15 protein-coding genes are annotated in these 23,247 nt (G+C 60.4%); 3 read left to right on the top strand and 12 right to left on the bottom strand.

Features of this window, described 5'->3' with window-relative positions; all coding sequences use genetic code 11:
• Positions 1–89 precede the first annotated feature (89 nt).
• Entirely contained in the window at positions 90–362 is a 273-nt protein-coding gene (locus K8U03_20715; protein ID MCE9607316.1) for a hypothetical protein, read from the top strand.
• A 184-nt stretch (positions 363–546) separates the two neighbouring features.
• On the opposite strand, the gene K8U03_20710 is transcribed toward K8U03_20715, so the two are convergent.
• From K8U03_20710 to K8U03_20680, 7 genes are all read right to left on the bottom strand, one after another.
• Positions 547–1,098, bottom strand: coding sequence for a YqgE/AlgH family protein (locus tag K8U03_20710; GenBank protein MCE9607315.1), 552 nt, complete (start codon positions 1,096–1,098; stop codon positions 547–549).
• 28 nt (positions 1,099–1,126) lie between these two features.
• On the bottom strand, positions 1,127–2,080 hold the full coding sequence (locus tag K8U03_20705; protein MCE9607314.1) for a DMT family transporter: 954 nt from the start codon (positions 2,078–2,080) through the stop codon (positions 1,127–1,129).
• A 140-nt stretch (positions 2,081–2,220) separates the two neighbouring features.
• Positions 2,221–3,534: a DUF1501 domain-containing protein gene (locus K8U03_20700; protein ID MCE9607313.1), complete on the bottom strand. Its 1,314-nt coding sequence runs from the start codon at positions 3,532–3,534 to the stop codon at positions 2,221–2,223.
• A 12-nt stretch (positions 3,535–3,546) separates the two neighbouring features.
• The gene (locus tag K8U03_20695; protein MCE9607312.1) at positions 3,547–5,793 is read right to left on the bottom strand and encodes a DUF1549 and DUF1553 domain-containing protein; all 2,247 of its coding nucleotides are present in this window, start codon (positions 5,791–5,793) and stop codon (positions 3,547–3,549) included.
• Positions 5,790–8,276 carry a PPC domain-containing protein gene (locus tag K8U03_20690; protein MCE9607311.1) on the bottom strand — a complete coding sequence of 829 codons (2,487 nt, stop codon included), beginning with the start codon at positions 8,274–8,276 and terminating at the stop codon, positions 5,790–5,792. Before K8U03_20690 ends, K8U03_20695 begins: the two co-directional genes overlap by 4 nt.
• Positions 8,277–8,280: 4 nt before the next feature.
• Positions 8,281–9,597, bottom strand: coding sequence for a DUF1501 domain-containing protein (locus K8U03_20685; GenBank protein MCE9607310.1), 1,317 nt, complete (start codon positions 9,595–9,597; stop codon positions 8,281–8,283).
• 45 nt (positions 9,598–9,642) lie between these two features.
• A complete protein-coding gene (locus K8U03_20680) occupies positions 9,643–12,057 on the bottom strand; it encodes a DUF1549 and DUF1553 domain-containing protein (protein ID MCE9607309.1) in 2,415 nt (804 codons plus the stop codon).
• A gap of 326 nt (positions 12,058–12,383) precedes the next feature.
• Here K8U03_20680 and K8U03_20675 point away from each other — a divergent pair, with 326 nt between their 5' ends.
• On the top strand, positions 12,384–14,300 hold the full coding sequence (locus K8U03_20675) for a hypothetical protein (protein ID MCE9607308.1): 1,917 nt from the start codon (positions 12,384–12,386) through the stop codon (positions 14,298–14,300).
• Positions 14,301–14,309: 9 nt separating this feature from the next.
• Here K8U03_20675 and K8U03_20670 read toward each other — a convergent pair whose 3' ends face one another.
• Positions 14,310–14,963, bottom strand: a complete 654-nt coding sequence (locus tag K8U03_20670; protein MCE9607307.1) for a PilZ domain-containing protein — start codon at positions 14,961–14,963, stop codon at positions 14,310–14,312.
• A gap of 164 nt (positions 14,964–15,127) precedes the next feature.
• Positions 15,128–16,951 (bottom strand): sulfatase, encoded by a 1,824-nt coding sequence (locus K8U03_20665; protein MCE9607306.1) that lies wholly within the window; start codon positions 16,949–16,951, stop codon positions 15,128–15,130.
• Positions 16,952–17,338: 387 nt separating this feature from the next.
• Between K8U03_20665 and K8U03_20660 the strand changes: the two genes are divergently transcribed.
• Positions 17,339–18,628 (top strand): DUF1501 domain-containing protein, encoded by a 1,290-nt coding sequence (locus K8U03_20660; protein MCE9607305.1) that lies wholly within the window; start codon positions 17,339–17,341, stop codon positions 18,626–18,628.
• Positions 18,629–18,642: 14 nt separating this feature from the next.
• Here the strand turns inward: K8U03_20660 and K8U03_20655 are convergent, their stop codons facing one another.
• From K8U03_20655 to K8U03_20645, 3 genes are all read right to left on the bottom strand, one after another.
• The gene (locus K8U03_20655) at positions 18,643–20,118 is read right to left on the bottom strand and encodes a M81 family metallopeptidase (protein ID MCE9607304.1); all 1,476 of its coding nucleotides are present in this window, start codon (positions 20,116–20,118) and stop codon (positions 18,643–18,645) included.
• Complete coding sequence (locus K8U03_20650; GenBank protein ID MCE9607303.1) at positions 20,115–21,116, bottom strand: threonine/serine dehydratase; 1,002 nt, start codon at positions 21,114–21,116, stop codon at positions 20,115–20,117. Before K8U03_20650 ends, K8U03_20655 begins: the two co-directional genes overlap by 4 nt.
• Positions 21,117–21,181: 65 nt before the next feature.
• A complete protein-coding gene (locus K8U03_20645; protein MCE9607302.1) occupies positions 21,182–23,185 on the bottom strand; it encodes an acetylxylan esterase in 2,004 nt (667 codons plus the stop codon).
• Positions 23,186–23,247 lie beyond the last annotated feature (62 nt).

Raw genomic sequence — 23,247 nt, 5'->3', positions numbered from 1 at the left:
GGGGGCTAACGCCCACCGGCTAATATGCGGCAACATTAGCCGGTGGGCGTTAGCCCCCGGTTCCAGACTTATTTTCGACTCCGATCACGATGAACAAACAACAAGCCGAACGTTGGGCGGCGACTCAGGCCAAGGGGCGGAGCCGATTTATTTGGATCTTCGGCGTGTTGATGTGGGGACCCATCACCGGACTATCTTGGGCCGTGGCGATGAGCGCCATTCAAGGATGGGGTTTGCTGCGGACCCACATTCCGATCGGGTTGTTGCTCTTTCCGATCGGGGGCTACTTCTTCGGCGCTTGGATTTGGAAACGAAACGAAGCCGAATATCAGAAGTATATAGGTCAGTCGAACGCGAAATAGCTGCTTGATGCATGCATCGTTAACGTGAAGTGATTCCCGACCATGCGGCTCGGCCGAATCATCGTAAGCGTGCTGCAAGTGTCGGAGCCATATCCGGAAGTTTGCATATCGAGCATACGGAGCTTCTTCAGAAGCTTGAATCGCCATCGCGGCGCCGAAGTGCGCGGGGCAACGACAGAGAAGCTCAATTCACCCGTAAATCCGGCGGCACATCGCGGATGCCGAGGATGTCGAGCACTTTTCGGCCGCTTACGTCGCGCATCGCGCGGGCCCAGAGTTCGTCTTCGGCTTCGAAGATGTGCGCCGGTTTCACCGCGAGCGGGATCCACGATCGCTCGGTGAGTTCCGCTTCGAGTTGGTTCGCGCCCCAACCGGCGTAGCCTGCGAAGAAGCGGACGCGGCGCTTGAGATCGTTGGCGAGTTGTTCGAGGTACTCGCGGTCGGTCGAGAAGAACAGGCCCGAGCCGGCCTCGGCATCGCCGAGGGTCGGGTCTTCATGAAGCGCCATCAGCGGGCCTTCGCAGGGGCCGCCGAGGAAGATTCGGTCGTCGCGTTCGCAAGGCGTTTCACTCACTTGATGCCAGACTTGCTGCAACCGAACGTCGAGCGGTCGATTCAACACCAGACCGAGCGCGCCATCGATACTATGGCGGACGAGCAGCACGACGGAGTGAAAGAAATTCGGATCGCGCAGGTCGGGCGAGGCGACGAGGAGTTGTCCTTGCAGCGAATCCATACGAAAGGCCCGAGCGGGAAAGAGATGTTTATTCAAGACCCTCGGCCGGAATGACGGCGGCGGCTCGCGCCGCGCGCGACTTTCGCCGCCAGAGCATCAAGGCCGTGGGTCCGATAATCAATATCATGCCGCAGAGCGAGAGCCATTGGAAGGCGCGGCCGAGAAACGAGAGCTCGAAGAGATAGCAAAACACGACTTGGCTCAGCGCCACGACGGCGACTTTCGACGCCGGTCCGGCTGCAAAAGCTTTCGTAAGGAAGATTTGTCCGATGGTGGCGCATAGCCCTAACGCGGTAAGAAGCAGCAGCGTCGGCAATCGCAGCGCGGCTAGGGAGCCGGCGAACGACGATTGCCACGGCGCGGCGGCCAAGCAGAAGACCGTAGCGACCAAAGAGAAATGAACAACGATCGCTTGCGAAGGAATCTTGTGCAGCAGGTTGAGCCCGATGACCACGACCGCGCTTAGCACGGAACTGATCGCCGCGGCGATGCCGCCAAGGAAACGTTCGTCGATTCGAAACGCTCCAAGTCGGATCTGGCCGGCACCTTGTTCGTCGGTTGCGAGATCGGTTTGAAGATGCGGTTGATTGATCAGCAACGACCCTAAGACGGCGCATATCACGGCGAGCCACACCTCCCTGCTCGGTCGCTCGCCGAGCAGCGGCCAAGAGAGAATCGCGACCCAAACGGGAAACGTGTTCGTAATGGCGATGACGTCGGAAGCCGGTAGATGTTTGAACGCGTAGAACGAACAGATCAAGCTTATGCTACCGCATATGCTTCGCAGCCAAAGCGTCTTGGGACGCCAAAACACGAGTGGTGTTTTTTGCGAACGGGCGATCACGGTCGTGAACACCAGCGCGAGGGAACTACGCGCAAAGGCGACGAGCAGCCATGAACAATCGTCGCTCAAAGCGTGTGCGAGTTCCGACATGCTCGCAAAGGCGACCGCACCGATGAGCATCCAGACGTAGGGCTTCACAAGTCGCTTGCCGCTTTCGATTCCGAGAAGCGCGGCCGAAAGGCGGACGCGAAACGGCTCATTATGTCGAGCTTCGGCGAGAGGGACAAGGGAACCGTGTAAGAGGTTCGCACGCAACGCCGAGTTGGGATACGAGCCGCTTAAAACAACTCGTGAATCGGACGACCGGCATCGACGATGCTGACCGGCCGGCCGGTGACGTCGTTGAAGTGCGTGGCGAGCGATACGTCGAGCGCTTGGTAGACCGTCGCCAGAAGATCGTGCGGCGAGACGGGCCGCTCGCTTACTTCGCCGCCCCGCGGTTCGCTCGCACCGACGATTCGTCCCCCCTGCAAGCCTCCGCCGCCGAGCATCACCGAGAAACAGTTGGCCCAATGGTCGCGTCCGGCATGTCCGTTAATTAGTGGAGTACGCCCGAATTCGCCGGCGCAAAGGATCACGACTTCATCCAGCATTCCGCGCGCTTCCAAGTCTTCGACGAGCGCAGCAATGGCGGCATCGAGCGGAAGCAACTGCTCTTCGAGCCCTTTGACGATATCGGCATGATGGTCCCAATAGCCGGTATTGACCGTCACGCAGGTCGTGCCGGCTTCGACGAGGCGCCGCGCAAGCAAAGCGCTTTGGCCGTACGTGTGCCTGCCGTAACGGTCGCGGAGCTTCGGATCTTCGCGCGTGAGATCGAACGCCTCGCGAACACGATCGCCCGTAACCATCTCGAGGGCCTGCGCCTTGAAGCCGTTCAAGGCTTCGAGCGTACCGGAGCGATCGACATCGCGGCGAAGCGTATCGAACTCGCGCAGCAGGCGACCACGGTCTTGCACGACTTCAAGCGGAAGGTTCTTCGGCAGGGCGAGGTTCGGCACGTCGAAGTTCTTTGCGTTGGGATCGGCGCCGAGCTCGAACGGTTGATAGGCTGCGCCGAGATAGACGGAGCCTTGGTAGCCGAAAGCTTCGGCCTTCGGAATGGCGACATAAGCGGGCATCTGCGGCGCGCGTGCTCCGCGGCAACGCGCGATGACCGAACCGAACGACGGCTTCTGCGGCGCGCTGCGCGCGAGTGTCGGCCCGAAGTATCCGGTTTGCATCCAGTGGGCGCTCGGCGCATGGATGCCGTTCTGGTGGTTCACGCTCCGTACGAGCGAGAGCCGGTCCATGAGCTTCGCTTGCCGTGGAAATCGCTCGGTGATTTGCATGCCGGGCACTGATGTAGCGATCGGCGCATAAATACCGCGAAATTCGGCCGGGGCGTCCGGCTTCATGTCGTAAGTATCTTGCTGGCTCATGCCGCCGTTCGTCCAGAACACGATCAGCGACTTGCCTGCCGGACTCGCAACGCCGGCGGGTGCGACTTCCGCAGCTCGAGCGCGTGCGGCGAAGACGTCGGCCAAGCCGAGCCCGAGGGCCGAGGCACCGAGCTCTAAGAAGCGTCTGCGATCGTGCGGCATGCCGAACATGCGGGGCATCCTTCAATGATTGAACAAAAATTCGTTCGTAGCGATCAATGACCAGAGCAACGAAGCGTAGGCGGTCTTACGATCTTTCTGCGATTCGAGAAACTTCAACGCCGTGGCTCGTTCTTTATCGCGAGGGGGGCGGGCGAGGACGCGGATGAATACTTCCTCGACATTCTCGGCGTTCGGCCGTGAGTTTGCCGCCAACTGCGCGACATAGCCCTTCTCGGTCGTTAGTTTCGTCTGTAGCTCCGCCGAGTTGACGAGCTCGAGCGTTTGGCCCAAGGCCGGCGAATCGACACGCTCGCACTCGCAAGCCGAGTTGCGTGCCGGGCGGCCGAAGACGTCGAGGAAGTGGTTCGGGACCGCTTCGTCGGGTAGATCGATCGCGCGGGTGCCGGCCGGAAACTCTCCCCCGGCGGCACGGAATTTCGTCGGCGCGTCGAGCACTTGCGATAACGCGTCGAGCAGCACTTCCGCTTGCATGCGCCGCGGATAGTAGCGCGCATAGTTCTGCGCATCATCGCGATTCGTGCCGTTGGGAACGGAGCTGATTCCGTAAGCCGCCGAGTTGCAGATCGTGCGAATGAGGTGCTTGATATCGTATTTGTGAGCGATGAAATCATGCGCGAGAGCGTCGATCAGCTCGGGATTGCTCGGCGGGTTGGTGCTGCGAGCGTCGTCGATCGGATGAATGATCCCGCGGTTGAAAAAATGACCCCACATGCGGTTGACCATCGTTCGTGCCACGTACGGGTTCTCCGGCGAGGCCATCCAGTCGGCGAGGCTTTGCCGAGGATCGTCGAAACGATCGAGCGTGAATTCGGCACCGCCCGGCGGACGCGGCGTCATCCGTTTTCCGGTGCGCGGATGAAAGACTTCTCCCTCGTCCGCCAGATAGATCGTTTCATCGGTCGGCACTTCGGCATCGGCATAGCCCCCCTTGCGACCGACGCGAGCGAACACCGCCGCGAGTTGGTAGTAATCGGCCTGGCTCCAACGCTCGGCCGGATGATGATGGCACTGCGCACATTGAATTCGGATGCCGAGAAACGCTTGCGCTACCGATTCGACATAATCGGAGTTGGTCCGCACGGTGCGATACCAAATGGCCGGCGGATTCGCTTCTTGGCTTCCCGAAGCGGTGACGATCGAGGCGACGAATCGGTCGTAGGGGACGTTCGCGGCGAAGCTATCGCGAATCCAGCCCGAGAAGAGCGTGGTGCCCAAACGCTGATAACGCGTGCTGTAGCCGGCTCCTCGATTGCGAAGGATATCGGCCCACTTCAACGCGAAGTTGCTCGCATATTGAGGTCGCTCCAATAGTCGATCGACGAGCCTCGCGCGTTTATCGCTGCGCGCATCGGAGACGTACTCGGCGAGTTCGGCCGGCGTCGGCAGCGTGCCGCAGATGTCGATCGAAACGCGTCGGATGAATTCGCGATCGTCGGCCGGCTCGGACGGAACGATGCCGAGCCGCTTCCATTGCGCCGCCAGATGACGATCGACGAACGAACGGGCGACGTTGCGATCCCAGGCGGCGAGCTGCGCGGAAGTCTCGGCGGTGGATTCCGTGAGCGGAACGGTTCCGTGAAAAACCGCGATTTGTTCGCAGAATCGCACCATCACCGCGAACGAGCCGCCCCGCTTGCTCGTTTGCACGACGCCGGCTTCACTTACCTCGGCCAGTTCCGGTTCGTTCGATTGATACACCGCTCGACTCGTCACATCGCGCGTCGAGCCGTCGGAGAAGGCGGCCGTAACGCGGAGCGGTTGCGGTTCGCGCTTCGCATCGAAGACGTGGGTCGTCGGTGAGACCGAAATGCGTTCGAGCGTCGGTTCGTGGGAACGACTCGGCTGGGCACCTTGCTCCAGCCAGGTGAGCAACGTGCGATAATCTTCCGAATCTTGATTCAATCGCACGCCGCCCCCATGCGGGGAGATGCCGGTCGCTTTCAGCAAGAGCAGCGAACGACTCGCACTTCCCGGAAACCAACGCCGGCCGCGCGCTTCACGCACGATCGCATCGTAGTCTAAGTCGGGCTCGAACCCGAGCAGCGAAAGCTTGAAGCCGTTTTGGCCGGTCGCCTTGCCGTGGCAGCCGCCGCCGTTGCAACCCAGCTTCGTCAAGAGCGGCACGACATCCGTGTTGAACGAGACGCTGACATGCGAGTCGGCTTGCGAACAAGTACTCGACGCAAGTATGGCAACGAACGAGCAGTAGAAACGTAGATTCCATAAGCGATCGATTCGGAAGATCATTCGACGATCTCCAATTCGATCGGCTTGCCGGCGCGATAGATCGGTTGATCTTCGAGCGTGCCCAGGCCATCGAGGCGTAAGAGCGACTGTTTTCCGAGCGGGGCGTTATCCGTAGCGATCACTTGCAACGACCCGGTCTCTTGTTGGCCGATGAGCGTAACGCCGCGCCCTCGCACGCCCGTAACTCCGCCGGGGGCGTCGAGATCGACGTGAACCTTGCCGATAAAGCCGTTGACGCGCTTCGCCGTGAACTTCAACTGCACGATCTTGCCCCGACCGATTTTCGTCGGCGATGAAGGATCGAGCGAGAGTACGACGCGGGCCGGCTTCACCAAGACCGTGATCGGATTGCTGACGAGCGTGAGGGTCGATTTCGTCGGCTTGGCTTTCGGATTCAACGCGATCGCCGCTTCGACTTCGGCCGAGATCGCGAATGTGTATTTGCCGGTCGGTACGGAAGCGGGGAACACGAAGCTCATCCAACCTTGAGCGTTCTCCGACGCAAGGACGATCGGCTCCGCGAAGACCCCTTGCGGCAAGCCGACAGCCGTGAGTCGAACGGGAGCGGTCGGGCGTTCGCCGCGCGATTCGAGCGAGATATTAACGTCGAGCACTCCCTCTTGATCGATCGCGACGGACTTGGGAGCCGCGACGAGCGTGAACGGGATATCGCCGGCCACGGTGAGCGGAATCTCTTGCGCGAGACGGCCCGACGGTAGCGGTCGATTCGGCGCGATCATCGTTCCGGCGCGAGCAGGCCGCACGATCGAGACTCCGTCTTGTTCGTAATGTCCGACGACTTGGATCGCGCCGGCGAATGTCGGACTCTCGCTCGAGGCGGTGAAGACGAGCGGCGCTCGATCTTGTTGAGGCCCGATCCAGGCTTCGGCACACTCGACGCCCGGCGGCAATCCATCGACGGAGACACGAATCGGCCCGGTCGCGCCGCGACGACGGAGCGCGACCACTTCGAGCCACTCTCGTCCGCCGCGCATGATGTTGCAACCGGCGGGTTGGTCGATTCTGTGCGAGACGACGGCCAACGCGAAGTCGGGCTCTTCACGACGCACACCGAGCCGATAGATACGTCGAGGATCGTCGAACGAGCCGCCGATGAGATTGCGAATTAAGATCAAATAGCGACCATCGGCCGGAGCGACGAAGCGTCCGACCGGATCGACGTGCGACGTCGAAAAGCGATAGCCGCCGAGATCGGTAAGTTCGTCGTGAAAGCTTGCGATTTCATGCTCGCCGTCAGGTGCGAAGATCGTCAGATCAAGATCGAGCGGCGAGCCGATCCTGCGGCCGAAGGCCTCGAACCAGAACACTTCGCCGCGCTTCGCCGTCACGGCATACCAGTGGCGACCGACGGCAGCGGCCAGCTGAGCGCTCACTTCGCAGGGAGCTGCGAGATCGAGCGCGAGGTTTTTCTTGTCATGGCCGGCGAGGTTTTCGACGACCGGGACATCAGTCCAACCGATCGCGAGCGGGGCGTGGCCGGCGGGATGATGGTAGGCGAACGAGTCGACGGCGAACTGCGCCGGCATTTGCTGCAGCGCGACGAACGAGTCCGGCTCGGACGGGGCGACGATACTCACTGCGACCGTGTCGAGAGCCGTCGGCATCGTGGTCGAGAGCGATGTTGACGAAGCCGTAACGGCCGACTTCGAGGGAGAAGATAAATTCCGGCCTAACACCGTAACGTGCTTCGTTTCGCCGCGACGCATGACGCATGGGAGGGCGAACTCGGGCCGCGGCTCGGTATCGAAATCGAGCCGGTAAAAATGGGTGTTGCCGCCCGAGAAGACCAGGTCGTACAGACGGACATCGTAAAGACCATCGGCGGGGATGCGCATGTCGACGAGGGCATCTCCGCCGTTGAGGCCTCGATTGACTTGAAGTCGCGTCCCTCGGGCATCGTAGATTTCGATCACCGGCCGAAGCTGTGAATCGATTCGCTCGGCCCAACATTCGACGACGACCCGATCGCCGGCTTTTGCGTTGAAGCGATACCAATCGACATCACCGGCTTTTTCGATCTTGCCGCTGACGACCGAATTCAAGGGAATTATGTTCTGAGAAGCGCCGTTCGGCGTTTCGGCCGTGTCGTTGGCTTCTCCTTCGAGTCGTTCGACGAGCCGACTCACCAAGAACGAGCGCGGCGAGCTGAGACCGTGTTGCGTGACGGCGCGAAGATCGTAGATGCCCGGCGGCGTCGTAGCAGGGACGGTAATGGTAAATTTATTGCCGGGGGGCTTCGCGTCGACGTCTTTCACGGCGACGAAGCCCGGCGCGGTCGAGCGAAGATCGGTGACTCCTTCGAGAGCGATGCCTTCGATCGCGACGGAGGTCGATGTGCCGGCTTGGATGCCTGCAGGGTATACGACGTTCAGCACCGCGGTGGGCAACTCGGCGCGAACGGGCTGCAAGTTCGCGAACGCGAAAGTCGCCCAGGCGCAGAAGATGCCGACGCCGCGCATCATCGCTTTACGCTCCGCAGATCGCCGTGATTGGGCTGCCGCCGTTGACGAGGCTTACCGGTTGGCCCGACGAGACGTACTTCTTGTGCGGGTCGATGCCGAGCAGCGTGTAGATGGTGCAGGCGAAGTCGGCCGGAGAATGGCTGGCGTCGGTGACGAGAGCCCCTTCCCGGTCGGTCTTGCCGTAGACGAGCCCACCAGGCACGCCGCCGCCGGCGAGAATGATGCTCATCGCCTTGGCCCAATGGTCGCGGCCGGACTGAGCGTTGATCTTCGGCGTCCGTCCGAACTCGCCGAACATCATCACCAGCGTATCGTCGAGCATGCCGTGTTCCGCGAGATCGTCGACGAGCGCGCTGACCGCCGTATCGACGACAGGCAAGTTCGTGCGCAGCTTTTTGAAGTTGTCGGCGTGCGTGTCCCAGCCGACCGGTTCGTTGATCGTGACGAAGCGGACGCCGGCTTGCACCAAGCGGCGCGCGAGAAGGAGGCGTTGTCCCAGCTTGTTGCGGCCGAAGCGGTCGCGTCGTTTTTCCGATTCTTCGTCCATGCGGAACGCGGCACTCGTGCGCGGCGAGAGGATGATCTGATGCGCGTCTTCGTAGAACTTGTCGTAGCCGCGCAGCAAATCGGGCCGTTGCGTCATGCGATCGAAAGACTTCTCGGTGTCGATCAACAATTTGCGGCGAACTTCGAAACGATCGCGGTCGATGCCCGGCGGGAGCGACATCGAGCGGGCTTTGAATTCCTTATCGCTCGGGTCGGCCTGGATCGCGAACGATTGCCAAGCGGACCCGAGGAAGCCGGCCCCCGGCCCTTCGCTCGGCTCGACCGGAATGGCAACGGAAGTCGGCAGGCCGGTGATTTCCGGCATCTCACGCTTCACCACGGCCGACCACGTCGGGTACTTGTGGGCCGTGCTCGGGGCGTTGCCGGAGCCGAGCATGAACATGCTCGCCGGATTGTGATCGGGAATGTGATGGTTGACGCCGCGCAGAACGGTCAGCTTATGAATGCGCTTGGATAGCTCGGGCATCAGCTCGCAAACATGATAGCCGGGCAAGTCGGTGGCGATCTGCTTGAACTCGCCGCGAATTTCAGCCGGTGCGTCGGGCTTCATGTCCCAAGTGTCTTGATGCGGCGGACCCCCTTGTTGCCAAATGAAGATGACGTTCTTCGCTTTGCTTGCCTTGGCGACTTGCTCGGCTCGCAACAGCGCCTCATTACGCAAGATTGCCGGCAGCGTGAGGGCGGAGAGGCCGAGTCCGCCGAATTGCAACATGTCGCGACGGGTAAAGCCGCGGCAACCGTGGGAGACGTTCATAACGAGAAACCTAGCGTGCGAAAAACGGAACCAACCGAGGCGCTATTAGTGAATGATCAAGAACTCACGCCGATTGAGGAGCGACCAGAACAAGTCTTCGAAACCGAGCGTGCGACTCGAAGCCGACTTCAAATGCTCGCGCGAACGAGTTCGTTCGGCGTCGTTCGGCAGACGAGCGAGTGTCAGCAAGTAAAGCTCGTCGAGCAGGCGGTCGTCGTCGGGAGTTGCTTTGAGTAGCTTCGCGAGGCGACCAGCCGGGTCGGCGATCTTCTTCGTCAGGGCCGTGTCGTTGTAAAGAAACAACGCTTGGCTCAGGTTCGGGCCGCTGGAGCGTTCGCAATCGCAGCTTTGCGTGCGAAGCGGTTTGTCGAAGATCTTCAGCACATAGCTGTCGTCGCCGCGCGGACGACTGAGCGGCATATCGATCGCGCGTTCGACGGTTCGGTCGTCGCCGGGACCGCCGTAGATCGTGATGTCGAGCTTGATCGGAGTGCCGGTGACGTCGGCGAGAGCATCGAGTACGAATTCGGCCGGCATGCGGCGCAGCACGCGATGCGAGTAGTTGCGCTCTTCATCGGCATTCGAAGCGTTCGTCATCCAATCGCGCTGATAACTACGTGTGTTCAAGATGCGACGATGGAGGCGGCGCAGGTCGTAGCCGCTGTTGCGGAAGTCTGCGACGAGTGCATCCATCACTTCCGGATGCGACGGCGGATTCGCTTCGGACAAGGCATCGACCGGTTCGATCAAACCACGGCCGAAGTAATGAGCCCACACGCGGTTGACCATCGCGCGAGCGAAATACGGATTCTCCGGAGCGACCATCCACTTCCAGATCTCAAGCCGTGGATCGACGCCGGCTTTAGTCTGAATCACGGGTCCACCCAAAGCACGCGGCGGCAAAGGCTCGCCGGTCTTGGGATCGAGAAAGGTTTCTTCCGGCACATCGGTTACGAAGACGCCGTTGATAAACGTCAGCTTCTTCGCCGTCATCTCGGGCGAGACGCCGCGCTTCAAATAGGAGAACGCCGCAGTAAAGCTGAAGAAATCTTGTTGCGACCAACGGTCGTGCGGATGCTTGTGGCACTCGGCGCATTCGAGCCGAACGCCGAGAAACGCCGTCGCGACATGCTGCGACAGAGGCCGCGCGTCCATTTGTCCCTTGCGCGGGCCTGCCTGCACGCGAAACTTTAAGTTGTACGAAAAGTCTTCGAGCGTGTTGCGCAGCGCCATTTCCGACCGCCACGGCTTGTCGGTGAGATGCACGACCGTCGGCTCGACTTTCTTCCCGGTCTTTTTGGCCTCGGCATTCGCAGCGGCTTGTGCTTCGCGTGCCAGCTTGATGCGCTCGTGTTCTTTTTCGAGTTGCGCGAGCGTGCGGTCATCGGCGATCGAACCGGTCAACGCGCCGCGAACGATCTGGTCCCAGCCGATGTTGCGTTCGAAGCGATTTCGCATCCAGTCGTAGATGCGATACACCGACTGGTCGTACATCGTGCGATTGTCGGCACCCATCGCATCGCACATCTTGTTCGCCCAAACGGCGGCATGCAGCGGATCGACGAGCAGACGATCGATCTCCGCGCTCCGCTTGTTCGGCGACTTGTCGGACGTAAAACGGCGCACCTCGTCGGGAGACGGCAAGCGACCGACGACGTCGAGATAAACGCGACGCAGGAAATCGTTGTCGGAACAAAGATCGGCCGGCACGACATGGAGCCGACGTAACTTATCGACGATCAGTCGATCGACGGAGTCCGTCAGAGTTTCCGCAGGGAACTTCGTCGGCTTCTCGGCTACCGGAGCGAGGACGTTTGCGTAGCCGATCTGACCGGCGTAGTGTGCGAGGATGTGCGTGTCGCCGGGGCGGCGCGTCGAGATCACGGCGCCGTCGGTTTCGGCAAGGCTGGCGTCGAGCGATTCAAATCGTGCAAACGAGGAAACGTCACGCCGGGTGCCGTCGCTGAAGCGGGCCGTGACGCGTAGCGGCGCGCTCTTCGTCCCGACGGCAACTTCGAGGACGGGCGGATCGACTTCGACCGCCGTGACGCGCGGCGCGGTCGTGTGATCGGTCTTCGCACCGGCTTCGATCCACTTAAGCAACAATGCGTACTCAGGGCTATCCTTGCGAAGCCGGAGGCCGCCGCCGTGCGGCATGCCCATGGTTGGTTTTTTCAGCAGCAAGCTATCGGCCGGAGATTGGCGATCGATGCGTCGGTCGAAAGCGTCGTGGATCGATAAGTGGTCGGCCTCGGCGTCGGCCGCGAACAGCGAAAGGCGGAAGTTTCCTTTGCCGGAAAACGAGCCATGGCACTCGCCGGCGTTGCAGCCGAGCTTGTAGAAAGTCGGCACGATCTCTTGTGCGAACGAGGGGACGTGCGATGGCACGTTTGGCGAAGCGGCCGCGGTGACGTTGGGAAATACGACCGCCGAAAAGAACAAGATCGACAAACCAAGCATTGACTTGGAGCACCTAACGGAAGCCACGGGGCGTCGGCTACGCGCGACGCAGCCTGATTGGCTGTGCGCGCAGGTATGAAAAAGGGATGGCAAGTGGGCGGATTCCTGGGCGGGAGGCTCGCGAAGGAGCCTTGGTTCGTGGGCTTTTATCATACTCGAAATCGGCAAAACAGCCAAACACCGGAGCGTGCAGTTCGTCGGTATTTCGAACTATATATAATGCGCATCGTCGACCGGCTTGCGGTACGATCGACGCTCGTAGCACGCCGTCGCTCGCCCCTCTTGTCTGCCCGCTTGCTCCTCCATTTGACATCGGAGCCCCGCCCATGAAATCGCCGCTAAAAGTTCTCGTTTGGGCCTGTGTGCTCGTGCTCGCCGCGCAGGCATCGCAATCGGCCATCTCTGCCGAACCGGCCGTGGCGACCGCAACGAATACGGCTCCTGCACCGCGCAAGCCCGCGCCACGGCACGAATTCACGCGGATGGTCGGGCATTGGGCCGAGTATGCCGACCCTCGCTACATGCCGTTTATCGCGGATGCCAAGCCGGATCTGGCGCAATTTGGTTTCTACGGCGCACACTTCTGGTCGCTCGCGCACACACCGCAATACAACGGCTATCCGGCCCATCTCCCGGTGCAGGGTTTGAAGGAATGCGGTGCCTGGTTCGCCGAGAAGAATAAGGAGTTGCACGCAAAGAACGTCAAAGTAATCGGCCACATGAACGTGAAGTTCCTCGTCGGCGATCCCGATGGTCCGGAAGGACCGCGTGGCTTCTTCAAGTTCTATCGTGACCTGTGGGACGAAAAGGAACTCGGTCCTAAGCCGACGACCGATCTGCTCTCGATGCTCGAAGTCGATAAAGACGGAAAGCTCATCGCAAACAACAGCTACTCCATAGGCGGCATGAAAGAGTATTGGGCTTGCTTGAACAATCCCGACTGGCGGGCCGTGCTCAAGGCGTGGGTACGCTACGGCATCAAGCAAGGGGTCGACGGCTTCGTCGCCAACTATTTCTATCGCCACGATTGTCACTGTCGGCATTGCGTCGCCGGCTTCAAGCAACATCTTACCGAGCGCTACAACGCCGACCAATTGCGTGAGAAGTTCGCTATCGCCGATCTGAAGGGGCATAAGTTCGAGGAGATCGTGAGTTGGCATAAGCCCGAAGAGTCGACGCCGCTCCGGCGTGAGATGCTCGCGTTCTCGCAGATCGGCAACAAGCGCGCGTTCGACGAAGTGTTCATCGAGCACGGGCGATCGCTCAAATACGATCTAATGGCTGCGCAGTGGAACCATCTCGGAAACTTTTCGCAAATCAACGGCGATGAGCGCTGTTTGCTGCCGGGCGATCTTTGGGGTCGCAACGAAGACTACACCTGGTATAGCACCGGTGGTGCCGCTTGCTACAGCGATTTGAAAGCCCATTTCCTCGGCGAAGGAACGCTGCAAGCCCGTTACATCCGGGCTGCTCTCCAAGACAAACCTTATACGCTCGGCAAGTACGAGCATACGCGGATTCGCGTCACGATCGCGGAGCTTGCCGCAAACGGTGGCGCACCGATGGGCTTTTACACTCGCTTTACGGAACCGGAGGCGCGCGAGGTGATCGTGCGCTATTACAACTTCATTCGCGAGCTCGACGACGTCTTTCGCGGCAGCGGCTCGCATGCCGAGGTGGCGCTGCTATATCCTCGCACGCATGTCCACGCGGGTGATGTCGCGGCGGTCGAGAAGTTCAAGCAGATCGGCGCGCAGTTGCTCGACGATCACGTTTTATTCGACGTGCGAACCGACGATCTTCCGGCCGCGGCTTTGAACGGGTACTCGGCGGTAATCGATCCGACGAAAATCGATGCCGCCAAGTTGTCGGCAGTGCTGCCGCAGAAGCGAACGCAGCTCGATGCACCCTGGACGGTGCGGCTGTCGGCGAATCGTTCGTTCGGCAAGACGGGAGCAGGCGGCGAGTTGACGTTGCATCTCGTCAACTACGACCGTACCGAGCCCGACTTGGTAAAGAACAAGACCGGTCAAGGAGCGATGGACGAGAAGCCGATCGCTGCGAAGCCGGCGACGTTGCGGTTCGTCGTTCCGCCGGATACGCAGATCGGCAAAGTGACGGCGCACTCGCCGGAATGGAGCGAGCCGCGCGTCGTAGAGACGAAGCGCAGCGGCGACGTTCTCGAAATCAAAGTGCCGGAGTATCTCGTGTATTGCGTGCTTCGGTTGTCGGCGGCGAATTAAACGCAGCCGTTAATTGAAGACCGCTTGCAGGCGAGCGAAGCTGGTTGCGTTTTGGTATTCGCAGCCCATGAGAAACCGGTCTTCCTGTTGGATGACCCAACGGACGACGACGTCGACCCCTTCGAGTTCATCCATCGCAAAGCGAAGACGGAGCACTTCGGCGAGCTGAGCCGACTTCGTCATTTCCAAGCAGACGCCGCCGGCGGCATAGTTTCGAATCACCGCTTTTTCACGCGACCAAAGTCGGATGCCGCCGCGAGCGATTCCCACCTGCATCGACGTCGCGCGACGATCTTGATCGCGACGGTTGAGCCGGCCTCCTTGGGCGATGTGCTGCAGAATTCCTTCCGGGATATTCGGCGAAAGCTGACAGCCGACGATGCTGGAACTTTCCCCTTCCGGTGCCGCCCAGCAAACACGCGCCGACAAATAAAAGCTTAGACCGAGTCGATCGACGACGAGCTTGATGCGCACCGTCTTGTCTTGCTCGAGCGCCGTCGGCACGGCTAGCTTCGCACCGCTTGCCGATAGATTGATGAGCGTCGCTTCCACCTCGATCGGCGCGGAGCGATAGTCGTCGGGCTCGATAATGAGCGTTACGGCGAGTTCGCCATCGATTTCATAACGAGGTTCAACGCGCGATGCGACGGCGACCTGAGACATGGACTTATTCCTGCAAGCGACTTGAGAGCCCGCGGCAATGATTCGACGCGAGCAACCCTACGTCGCGGCTTACCACATGAGATTTGCAAAAATAAACAAACGGATCCGATTGTCCCGGTTATGCCGTCGGTACCGGCATCGAACTTCTTACGGCAATCGCTAGGCTACTCCTTTCGCGTCGCGACGATGTATTCGCCGACGCGGGCCGCGTAGTCTTGATCGATCTTGAGCATCGCGCTGACCTCGGTCAGGAATTCCACGGCTTGCGCACCGACAGCATCGACCGCCAAGACGGCGGCATGGCGCACGGCCGGGTTGTCGCTCCGAAGTCCTTCGACGTAGATCGGGCGCACCAGGGCGAGCGTCGAGGCATCGATGGTCCCATCGGCCGTGCGGCGCACTTCAACAAGCGATTGAGCCGCGGCGATCCTTACTGAAAGTTCCGACGCTCGAATCCCGTGCAGCAGCATGTCGCCGGCGTTGGGCAACTCTTTCCAAGGCCCACCGAGAAACTCGGCCGAACGAATACGCAGCGCCGTAAGTCCGGGACCATGATCGCGAGCCGCGCGCACGACCAACAGATCGTGAATGATCGAGCTGGGGTCGTGTTTGCGGGCCCACTCAGGGTCGAATTGAATTTTCCAAAGCGCATGAATGCGTTGCGCGGCGTTATGCATCTCGGAGTTCTCGCGCCAGCGCAAGCCTTGCCGCTGAAACGTGAGCAGAGAAGTCTCAGGGAGAAATCCGAGATCGTGGATTTCGTCGATCCAGCGTTCGTGGGCGCTGCGCAAGCGAGCGAGCGTTTCCTGATGCGTAGGATCTTTGGCGAGATTATTGATTTCATACGGATCGGCCGCACAGTCGTAGAGTTCTTCGCGAGGCTTTTCCGGCGACATGAAGAGCGTCTGTGCGCCGGTGAGCTTTCCTTCCGTAGCGAGCCTACGCCATTCTTGCATCGTCGGCATCTCGTTCATGTAGCCGATGTTTTGCGCATAAGGCTTCCACCATTGGTAGTTGCGGAGGTACTTGAATCGTCGATCGCGCACGGAGCGGATCAGGTCGACACGCTCATCCATCCGATCACGCGCCCCGTAGACGTATTCGCGAGGCTTCGAGGCTTGAGCGGTGCCGAGAAACGCTTGACCTTGCATGTGTGCAGGAATTTCGATGCCGGCAATCGACAGCACGGTCGGAGCCAAGTCGACGAAGGCTACGAGATCGTCGCAGACGGTAGCCGGCTTCGGCATTTCGGACTTCGTCGCTAAGTGCCGGAGCTTCTCCGGCCAACGCACGATGAGCGGGACATGCGTTCCGGAATCGTAGAGCCAGCGTTTTCCTCGCGGCAGTCCGCGGCCGTGGTCGCTATAGAAAAACACGATCGTGTTCTCGGCGAGGCCTGCTGCTTCGAGCTCTTTGAGGCGTTCGGCAAATTCGTAATCCATCGCCGTGATGTTGTCGTGGTAGCGAGCCCAGTCGCGGCGTACGGCCGGCGTGTCGGGATAATACGGCGGCAACTTCGCGAGCGCAGGGTCGTGTCGCTGCTTCGCGGTGAGGCGTGCCGTGTTTTTCTCATAGTCGTTTTCCGGCGTGCGAATCTGGCTTTCATGGGTCACGAGGAAATTGAAGACCGCGAAGAACGGTTGGCCTTTACCTCGATTGCGCCAATATGCATCTTTGCTCGATGCGTCCCAAGCGGTCTCCGGTGTCGGAAAGTTGTAATCGGTCTTCGAGTTATTCGTGCAGTAGTAGCCGGCCTCGCGGAGATACTCCGGAAAGCACTTCACGTTCGGCGGCAGCACGGTCTTCGAGCGCATGTTGTGCGATCCGATCGAGCACGGATACATTCCCGTGATGATGCCCGAGCGGCTCGGCGCGCAGACTCCGGCATGTGAGAAGCAATGCGTGAAGCGAACTCCTTCGGTCGCGAAGCGATCGATGTTCGGCGAGCGCGCATACGCATCGCCGTAGCACCCGAGATCGGGGCTCATGTCTTCGCACGTCAACCAAAGGATGTTCGGCCGCTCGACGGCTGGGAGCGACGAGGAAACAGCCGTGCAACCGGCCAAGAGCACAAGGAATAGGAGCCGCCCAAACGGAGAGTGGAAAGACGGCGAATGAGGCATCTGCGGTCTCCAAGCGGCAAGTTATAGGGGCGGTTGGTCAACGTAGTCGGCATCGGTTAGCACGACAACCGTCTCAGATCGCCTCCTGTGAATCGCAACGTCGGACCGCACCTTGCGGAAATCTGTCTTAAATCCTCTTGCAATCCATCGGCGACTTCCGATCTAATGGAAGGCGAGCGTTAACCCGCAGTTTTGTCCGCCTCCCGCCTGCTTTCAGCCCCCGCCCTGCTTCGCCTTCCTAGGAGTATCGCCATGCTTACGTTCAATGGTAACGGCAGTCGGTTTTGCAACGGTGTTTCACGGCGCGATTTTCTTAGTGCCGGTGCGTGGGCAGCCGGAAGTTTGACCTTGGCCGATTTACTGCGTGCCGATTCCGTTCCCGGCGCGAAACCACGGGCCAAGTCCATCATCAATATCGCCTTGCCGGGCGGGCCGTCGCATCTGGATATGTTCGACCTCAAGCCCGATGCGCCCGCAGAAGTGCGTGGAGAGTTTCGGCCGATTCAGACCGTCGTGCCGGGCTTCGATATCTGCGAACACTTCGGCGATCTCGCACGCGTAGCCGACCGGTTCGCGGTCGTGCGGTCGATCAGCGATGCTTCGAACGAGCATACCAATAACCAATCCGATACAGGCTGGCCGGCGAGCAGCTTGGCAAGCTTCGGCGGTCGTCCGGGCATCGGTGCCGTCGCGTCGAAACTGCTCGGTCGTGTCGGCGATTGCCCCGTCGCTGCCGTTTCGCTTACGGGACATACCTCGCCGGGATTCCTCGGCCAATCGTTGCGAGACTTCAACCCCGGCACCGCGGCCCGACAAACGCTGAAGTTATCGATGCCGGAATCGCGCTTGAACGATCGTAGTGCGCTGCTCGGATCGCTCGATCGCTTCCGTCGCGAGGCCGACGCGAGCGGCGCTATGAAGGCGATGGATCGTTTCACGCAAGACGCGATCGATGTCGTCACGTCTCCCATCTTCTCCGACGCCTTGGAATCGAATCGCGAGCCGGTTTCGTCGCGCGAACGCTACGGCAAAGACGACATGACACGCCAGATGAACGAGAAGATTCTCGTCGCCCGTCGGCTCGTCGAGGCCGGTGTTCGGGTCGTCAGCTTCACCTGGGGCGGTTGGGATACCCACTCCGCCAACTTCACCACGCTTAAACGCCAGCTCCCGATGCTCGGTCTCGGACTCACCGCACTGATTCGCGATCTCGAAGAACGGGGCATGCTCGACGACACGATCATCATGATGAGCGGCGAGTTTGGACGCACGCCTCGAATCAACGGCGGTGCCGGTCGCGACCACTGGCCGGCTGCCTCCTTCGTCTTCGTTGCCGGAGGCGGCTTGCGGACGGGGCAGTTTATCGGATCGACCGATCGACTAGGTGCGAAGCCCGCGGAACGACCGATTCAATTTCAGCAAGTCTACGCCACGGTATATCGGCAGCTCGGAATCAACGTCGACACGACGCAATTGATGGACCCGGCGGGCCGGCCGCAATATATCGTCGAGAACCGCGAGCCGATTTCGGAATTGATCTAATACGGCAGCGGATTCTAGAGCGGATCAAGCGGATAGATCGGGCGCGGCAATCGCTTCCAGCGGAAGGCCGTCAGGTCCGATTGCGTGGTTCCCGGCGTGTCGACCCGAATCAGTTCTTTGCGCCACCGGCCGAAGAACTGGAAGTTGCTTGCCGTCTTCACGACGACCATCTTCGCGTCGGACATGTCGAGCCCTAGGTGTGTATAAAGCACCGGATGGTTGACGGCGAAGCTGCGATGATCGAGCAGCGCAACATACACGTTGCCGATCCTGAGCAGCGCCGTCTGCTTAAGATCGCATACGCCTCGGTCGTAAAGATCGACGACGAAGCCCGCGGATACGGCAGCCACTTCGGCATCGACCGTGACCGGCTTGCAAAACTCACGGTCGAGCTTGCCCCCGAGCTCGATCGTGATCCGCGCGCCGACGCCGGCCGCGCTCGCAGCCTTTACCGCGGCAGCGTCGACCATCGGCACGAAGGCCGGAGCCGAAAGCGGTTGCGCGAGCAGAGCACTTAGGAGGCAAGTGTTGTCGCCGGGAGCGCCGCCGTATACCGAGTCGCCGGTGTCGGACAGGATCACCAGCCCGGCCTCTGCGGCAGATGCAAGCCGCACCGCTTCGGCCGGCGCGACGCGCTCCGAAGCCCAAAATCTCTCGCGCAAGTTCCAGGCAAGCTCTCCCATTTCCGCAGCGAGCGATTCGGCCAGGTCCATGTCTCCGTCGGTATGCACCACAACGGCCCAGCCCCCTTCGGCCACGTCGAGCCACGGCTGCATCGGGTACGGCGACACATCCAATACGCCGGGCTGCGCTTCAAGTCGCCGCGCGTGATCGAACCACTCTTTCATCGGGTCGACCGCGGTAAGGAACTGATCCTGCGGCGTGATCATCGGAATCTTCCGCCACGCCCTGGTCGGGTGAATTTCGCCGCGCAGCATCCGAAACAGAAGCCGCGCCGCCTTGCGTCCGGTAGCCGGCGGATCGTGCGGTTGCGTTTCATGGCCGACAAGCAAACTCGCGCACTCGACCATCAGCTGCGTAACGTTCGCGTGGTGATCGAACGCGACGACGATCGGAATGTCCTTGCCGACCACCTCGCGAGCCCCTCGCAGCACATAACCTTCGACATCATCCTCGCTCTCCGACGCCGCCGCACCGTGCAACGATAAAAACACGGCGTCGACCGGCAGCGACTGTTTTAATCCGGCGATGAATCGTTCGACGAGCTGGTCGAGCGTCGCGGCGGTGATCGTTCCGCCGGCGCTCCCCCAGGCCCGCATGATCGGCAGCACTTCGACATCGCGCTCTTCATTCTCGGCTACATCGAGAAATCCACCTAACGGCCCGACGCCGCGCATCCGTTCGAGAACTTCCTTGCCGTAGTAAAGCCCGTAAGCCTCGAAGTCGCTTAAGTCGGCGAGCATTGGGCTGAACGAATCGGTTTCTTGCGCAATCTCGGCCAAGGCGATGCGTAGCTTGGTATTCGTCATTGGATCCAGTTTCGAAAGGAGGTCTCATCGGCATTGCGCCCGCTCACCACGATCACGGTATCCCCATCGCCGCGCGCCTTGGCGGCTCCGCTCAAGAGCGCGGCGGTCGTGATGGCTCCCGACGGCTCGGTGCGAATGCCGTGATTATGGTAGAGCCATCGCATCGCTTGTCGCGTAACGTCGTCGTTCACGGCAACCGCCGTAGTTACATGCCGTTCGAGAATCGGCCAATTGTGTTCGCCGACATCGTACGACAACAGCCCGTCACAGATGCTTTTCGGGCGTTCGACTCGAACTCTCTTCTTCGCGGCGAACGATTGCGCGAAGTCGTCGGCGCCGCTCGGCTCGACACCGATGATCTCGGCCTCGGGAAAACCATCGGCGATCGCGAGGGCATGCCCCGCCATAAGCCCGCCGCCGCTCACTTGGCAGAGAAACTGCGCGATGTTTCGGTCTTGTCGGCGCAACTCTTCGACGACTTCCAACCCACCGACTCCGTTCCCCGCGATGACATCCGGATCGTCGTAAGGCGAGGCTTGCACCGCCCCTTCTTGTTCGGCGATCTCGCGCGTGAGTCGGTCGCGTTCGCCGGTTTCGTGATCGCGAGCGATGTCGTAGGTCCGAACCTCCGCACCGAACGAGCGGGTCAACTCGAACTTTGTCCGTGGCGCCGTGTCGGGCATCACGATGATCGTCCGCTTGCCGTAACGCATGCCGGCGTAAGAGATTCCCGCCGCGAAGTTGCCGGAAGAATGCGCCGCAACGGGGCGATCGCCGATACGGGCCAAGTTGCGATCCATCCAGTTCAGCGCGCCGAGCAGCTTAAACGACCCGACCGGCGTCCAACCATAATCCTTCAACCAAATTCGTCGCTCGGCGGACAACCCGAGCTCTTTCTGCAACGCATAAGACCTAATCAGCGGCGGCGGAGAGATATGCTTGGCTATCACCTCGGCGGCTGCGCGGATATGGTCGATCGTAACCGACAGAGTCGACATCGCGGATGGGTCTCGCATCGCATTCTTCGGTTAAATGTGGGATGCCGGGCTTGAGTGCGTATCGCCTACTTTTCGATACGCACTTTATCTTCGCCGATCAGCCGCACCAAGTCGGGAAGATCGTAAAGCTGCAACACTCCGTGAATGGAGCCTTCGAGAATTCCGAGTGGTGCCGATTGCTTAACCGTACTCGACCAATCGTGCGGCGAATTTCTCAACGTCACCGATGCGAACAACTCCGGTTGCAACGCCGCGGCATGCAATGCCGCGATTCCGGCATGTCCGACGCCGATGACATGCACGCGGCGCGGCGACGTTTTTTCTTTCTGGTAGTACGCTACGAAATGCGCCGCGGCGATTGCGTCTTCCGTGCGCACGCTCGTAAGCGAACGTCCCATGAGATAAGCGAGGTAGAAGTTTTTCCAGTCTCCAAGCAAAGGCTCACGTTTGCCGGACGCGGTCTCCCCTTGCCCGCTCAGATCGATCGAGACGACGGCGTATCCCTTCTCGACCAGTTGTTCGATTGCGCCGCCGGCTTCGGAATCGCCCGACTTACCTGAGTCGTGGAGATACAAATAGGCATCGTCTTTCGGTATCTTCGGATGAAAAGTAAGGCCCGACAATACCGCGCCGGTCGGAACATTCAAGACGAGCTTGTCGATATGATACTTCTCACGCTGTACGCGTCCGATGTCTTTCATCGTCGGCGGTGTGATCTGGTCGAGCGGTCGCACGGCGGCGACCTCGCGCACCTTCCCGCGCATCGCTTCTAAGGAGCCGGCCTTCCATTGGGCTTGCCGACGAACCGCAAGTTCGCTTTCATATTCCGCATTCAAATCGAACACCGAGCGCTCACCCGGTAATCGCAACACTTGACCATGTTCCGTGCAGAGCAAATCGTTCTCCGGATGCGTCGTAAATGTCGCAGCGGGCACCACATCGTCTTTGTCGAGCAACCAGCGCCGCATCCAGTAGACGATCGTCGCCAAATTCTGCGGTTGAACTCCGTGTACTCCTTCGATCTCGACCAAGTCGACCCGCTCGGGAAACCCCAATCGTCCGTAGATTCGCTTCGCTTGACGGTAGTTGTCCCACGAACCGCGAATATCGAAGAAGTCTCCGGTCGTCGAGCTGATCAACGTCGGCCTCGGGGCGCGCATCAACACATAGTCGGGCTGATCCAAGCCGAACGAGATTTGCCCGAAGATGTTTTGCTCGGCGTCTTGCGGACCGATCGTTTCGATCAGTTTGCGCATCGTCGAGAGATAACAAGCCGGCGCGGCGCAAGCGATCCGGTCGTCGAGCGCCATGACATAGCTCGTCATCGTGCCTCCGCCGGAGCAGCCCGTCATGCCGATGCGCTTCGGATCGATTTCCGGGCGAGTCTCGAGGTAATCGATCGTGCGCATCGCGTCCCATGCGCGATACGAGGCCGTGTTGCGGCCGACAAGAATCGAGCCGACACCGACGAGGAAGTGTTCCGTAACGGTCCCCGGGAATTGCGGTGCGCCGTTTTCATTGAGAATTTGTGAGCGCTCCCCCTGCCCGATCGGATCGAAGCAAATCGCGGCCATTCCGTTTAAGGCCATGGCGATGCCGAAGCGCTGATTGTAGTCGGCGGTCTTGCCGGTTCGGCTGTGTCCGCTGGAAACCAGCACGGCGGGAAACGGTCCCGGTCCATCCGGTAAATAGAAATTCGCCGCAACGGTGTGGTGCGGCCGACTCTCATACAACACGTTTTCGACTCGATAGCCCTTCGCTTTCAACGTCCGAACGGTTCGAGCGTTGAGCGGCGTTCGCTCGGGAAAGCCGCCGAGTTGCTTCGTGAAAAACGTTCGTAGCTTCGCCTGGTATTCCCGAATGTTCTCGGGCGACTTCAAGCCTTCGAACACGGCGGTGCGACCATCGAGCATGGTCAACGCCTGCGATTGAAGCCGCGCATAGAGTTTGCTAGCCGTCCGTTCGCTGTCGCTGAGACAATTCAAATCTTCGGCCGCGGAAGCGAGGCAGACATGCAATACAATCCAAACGCAAAGCGCAGGAACGATCCGTTTCATCCGGCCTGGCATGGCAGTCTCGCCTAAGTTGTGGAGTTTCGCGAAGTGCGTAGTGGAAGCGATGGCGTGCCGAA

It is taken from the genome of Planctomycetia bacterium (assembly GCA_021413845.1).
In the GTDB taxonomy this organism is placed as follows: domain Bacteria; phylum Planctomycetota; class Planctomycetia; order Pirellulales; family PNKZ01; genus PNKZ01.
This window is presented reverse-complemented; position numbering and strand designations above follow the sequence as displayed.

What these genes read in the sequence shown, in the direction of transcription:
- K8U03_20715 (MCE9607316.1), top strand. Translation starts at nt 90, where the DNA reads ATGAACAAACAACAAGCCGAACGTTGGGCGGCGACTCAGGCCAAGGGG.
- K8U03_20710 (MCE9607315.1), bottom strand. Translation starts at nt 1,098, where the DNA reads ATGGATTCGCTGCAAGGACAACTCCTCGTCGCCTCGCCCGACCTGCGC.
- K8U03_20700 (MCE9607313.1), bottom strand. Translation starts at nt 3,534, where the DNA reads ATGTTCGGCATGCCGCACGATCGCAGACGCTTCTTAGAGCTCGGTGCC.
- K8U03_20695 (MCE9607312.1), bottom strand. Translation starts at nt 5,793, where the DNA reads ATGATCTTCCGAATCGATCGCTTATGGAATCTACGTTTCTACTGCTCG.
- K8U03_20690 (MCE9607311.1), bottom strand. Translation starts at nt 8,276, where the DNA reads ATGATGCGCGGCGTCGGCATCTTCTGCGCCTGGGCGACTTTCGCGTTC.
- K8U03_20685 (MCE9607310.1), bottom strand. Translation starts at nt 9,597, where the DNA reads ATGAACGTCTCCCACGGTTGCCGCGGCTTTACCCGTCGCGACATGTTG.
- K8U03_20680 (MCE9607309.1), bottom strand. Translation starts at nt 12,057, where the DNA reads ATGCTTGGTTTGTCGATCTTGTTCTTTTCGGCGGTCGTATTTCCCAAC.
- K8U03_20675 (MCE9607308.1), top strand. Translation starts at nt 12,384, where the DNA reads ATGAAATCGCCGCTAAAAGTTCTCGTTTGGGCCTGTGTGCTCGTGCTC.
- K8U03_20670 (MCE9607307.1), bottom strand. Translation starts at nt 14,963, where the DNA reads ATGTCTCAGGTCGCCGTCGCATCGCGCGTTGAACCTCGTTATGAAATC.
- K8U03_20665 (MCE9607306.1), bottom strand. Translation starts at nt 16,951, where the DNA reads ATGAGCCCCGATCTCGGGTGCTACGGCGATGCGTATGCGCGCTCGCCG.
- K8U03_20660 (MCE9607305.1), top strand. Translation starts at nt 17,339, where the DNA reads ATGCTTACGTTCAATGGTAACGGCAGTCGGTTTTGCAACGGTGTTTCA.
- K8U03_20655 (MCE9607304.1), bottom strand. Translation starts at nt 20,118, where the DNA reads ATGACGAATACCAAGCTACGCATCGCCTTGGCCGAGATTGCGCAAGAA.
- K8U03_20650 (MCE9607303.1), bottom strand. Translation starts at nt 21,116, where the DNA reads ATGTCGACTCTGTCGGTTACGATCGACCATATCCGCGCAGCCGCCGAG.
- K8U03_20645 (MCE9607302.1), bottom strand. Translation starts at nt 23,185, where the DNA reads ATGCCAGGCCGGATGAAACGGATCGTTCCTGCGCTTTGCGTTTGGATT.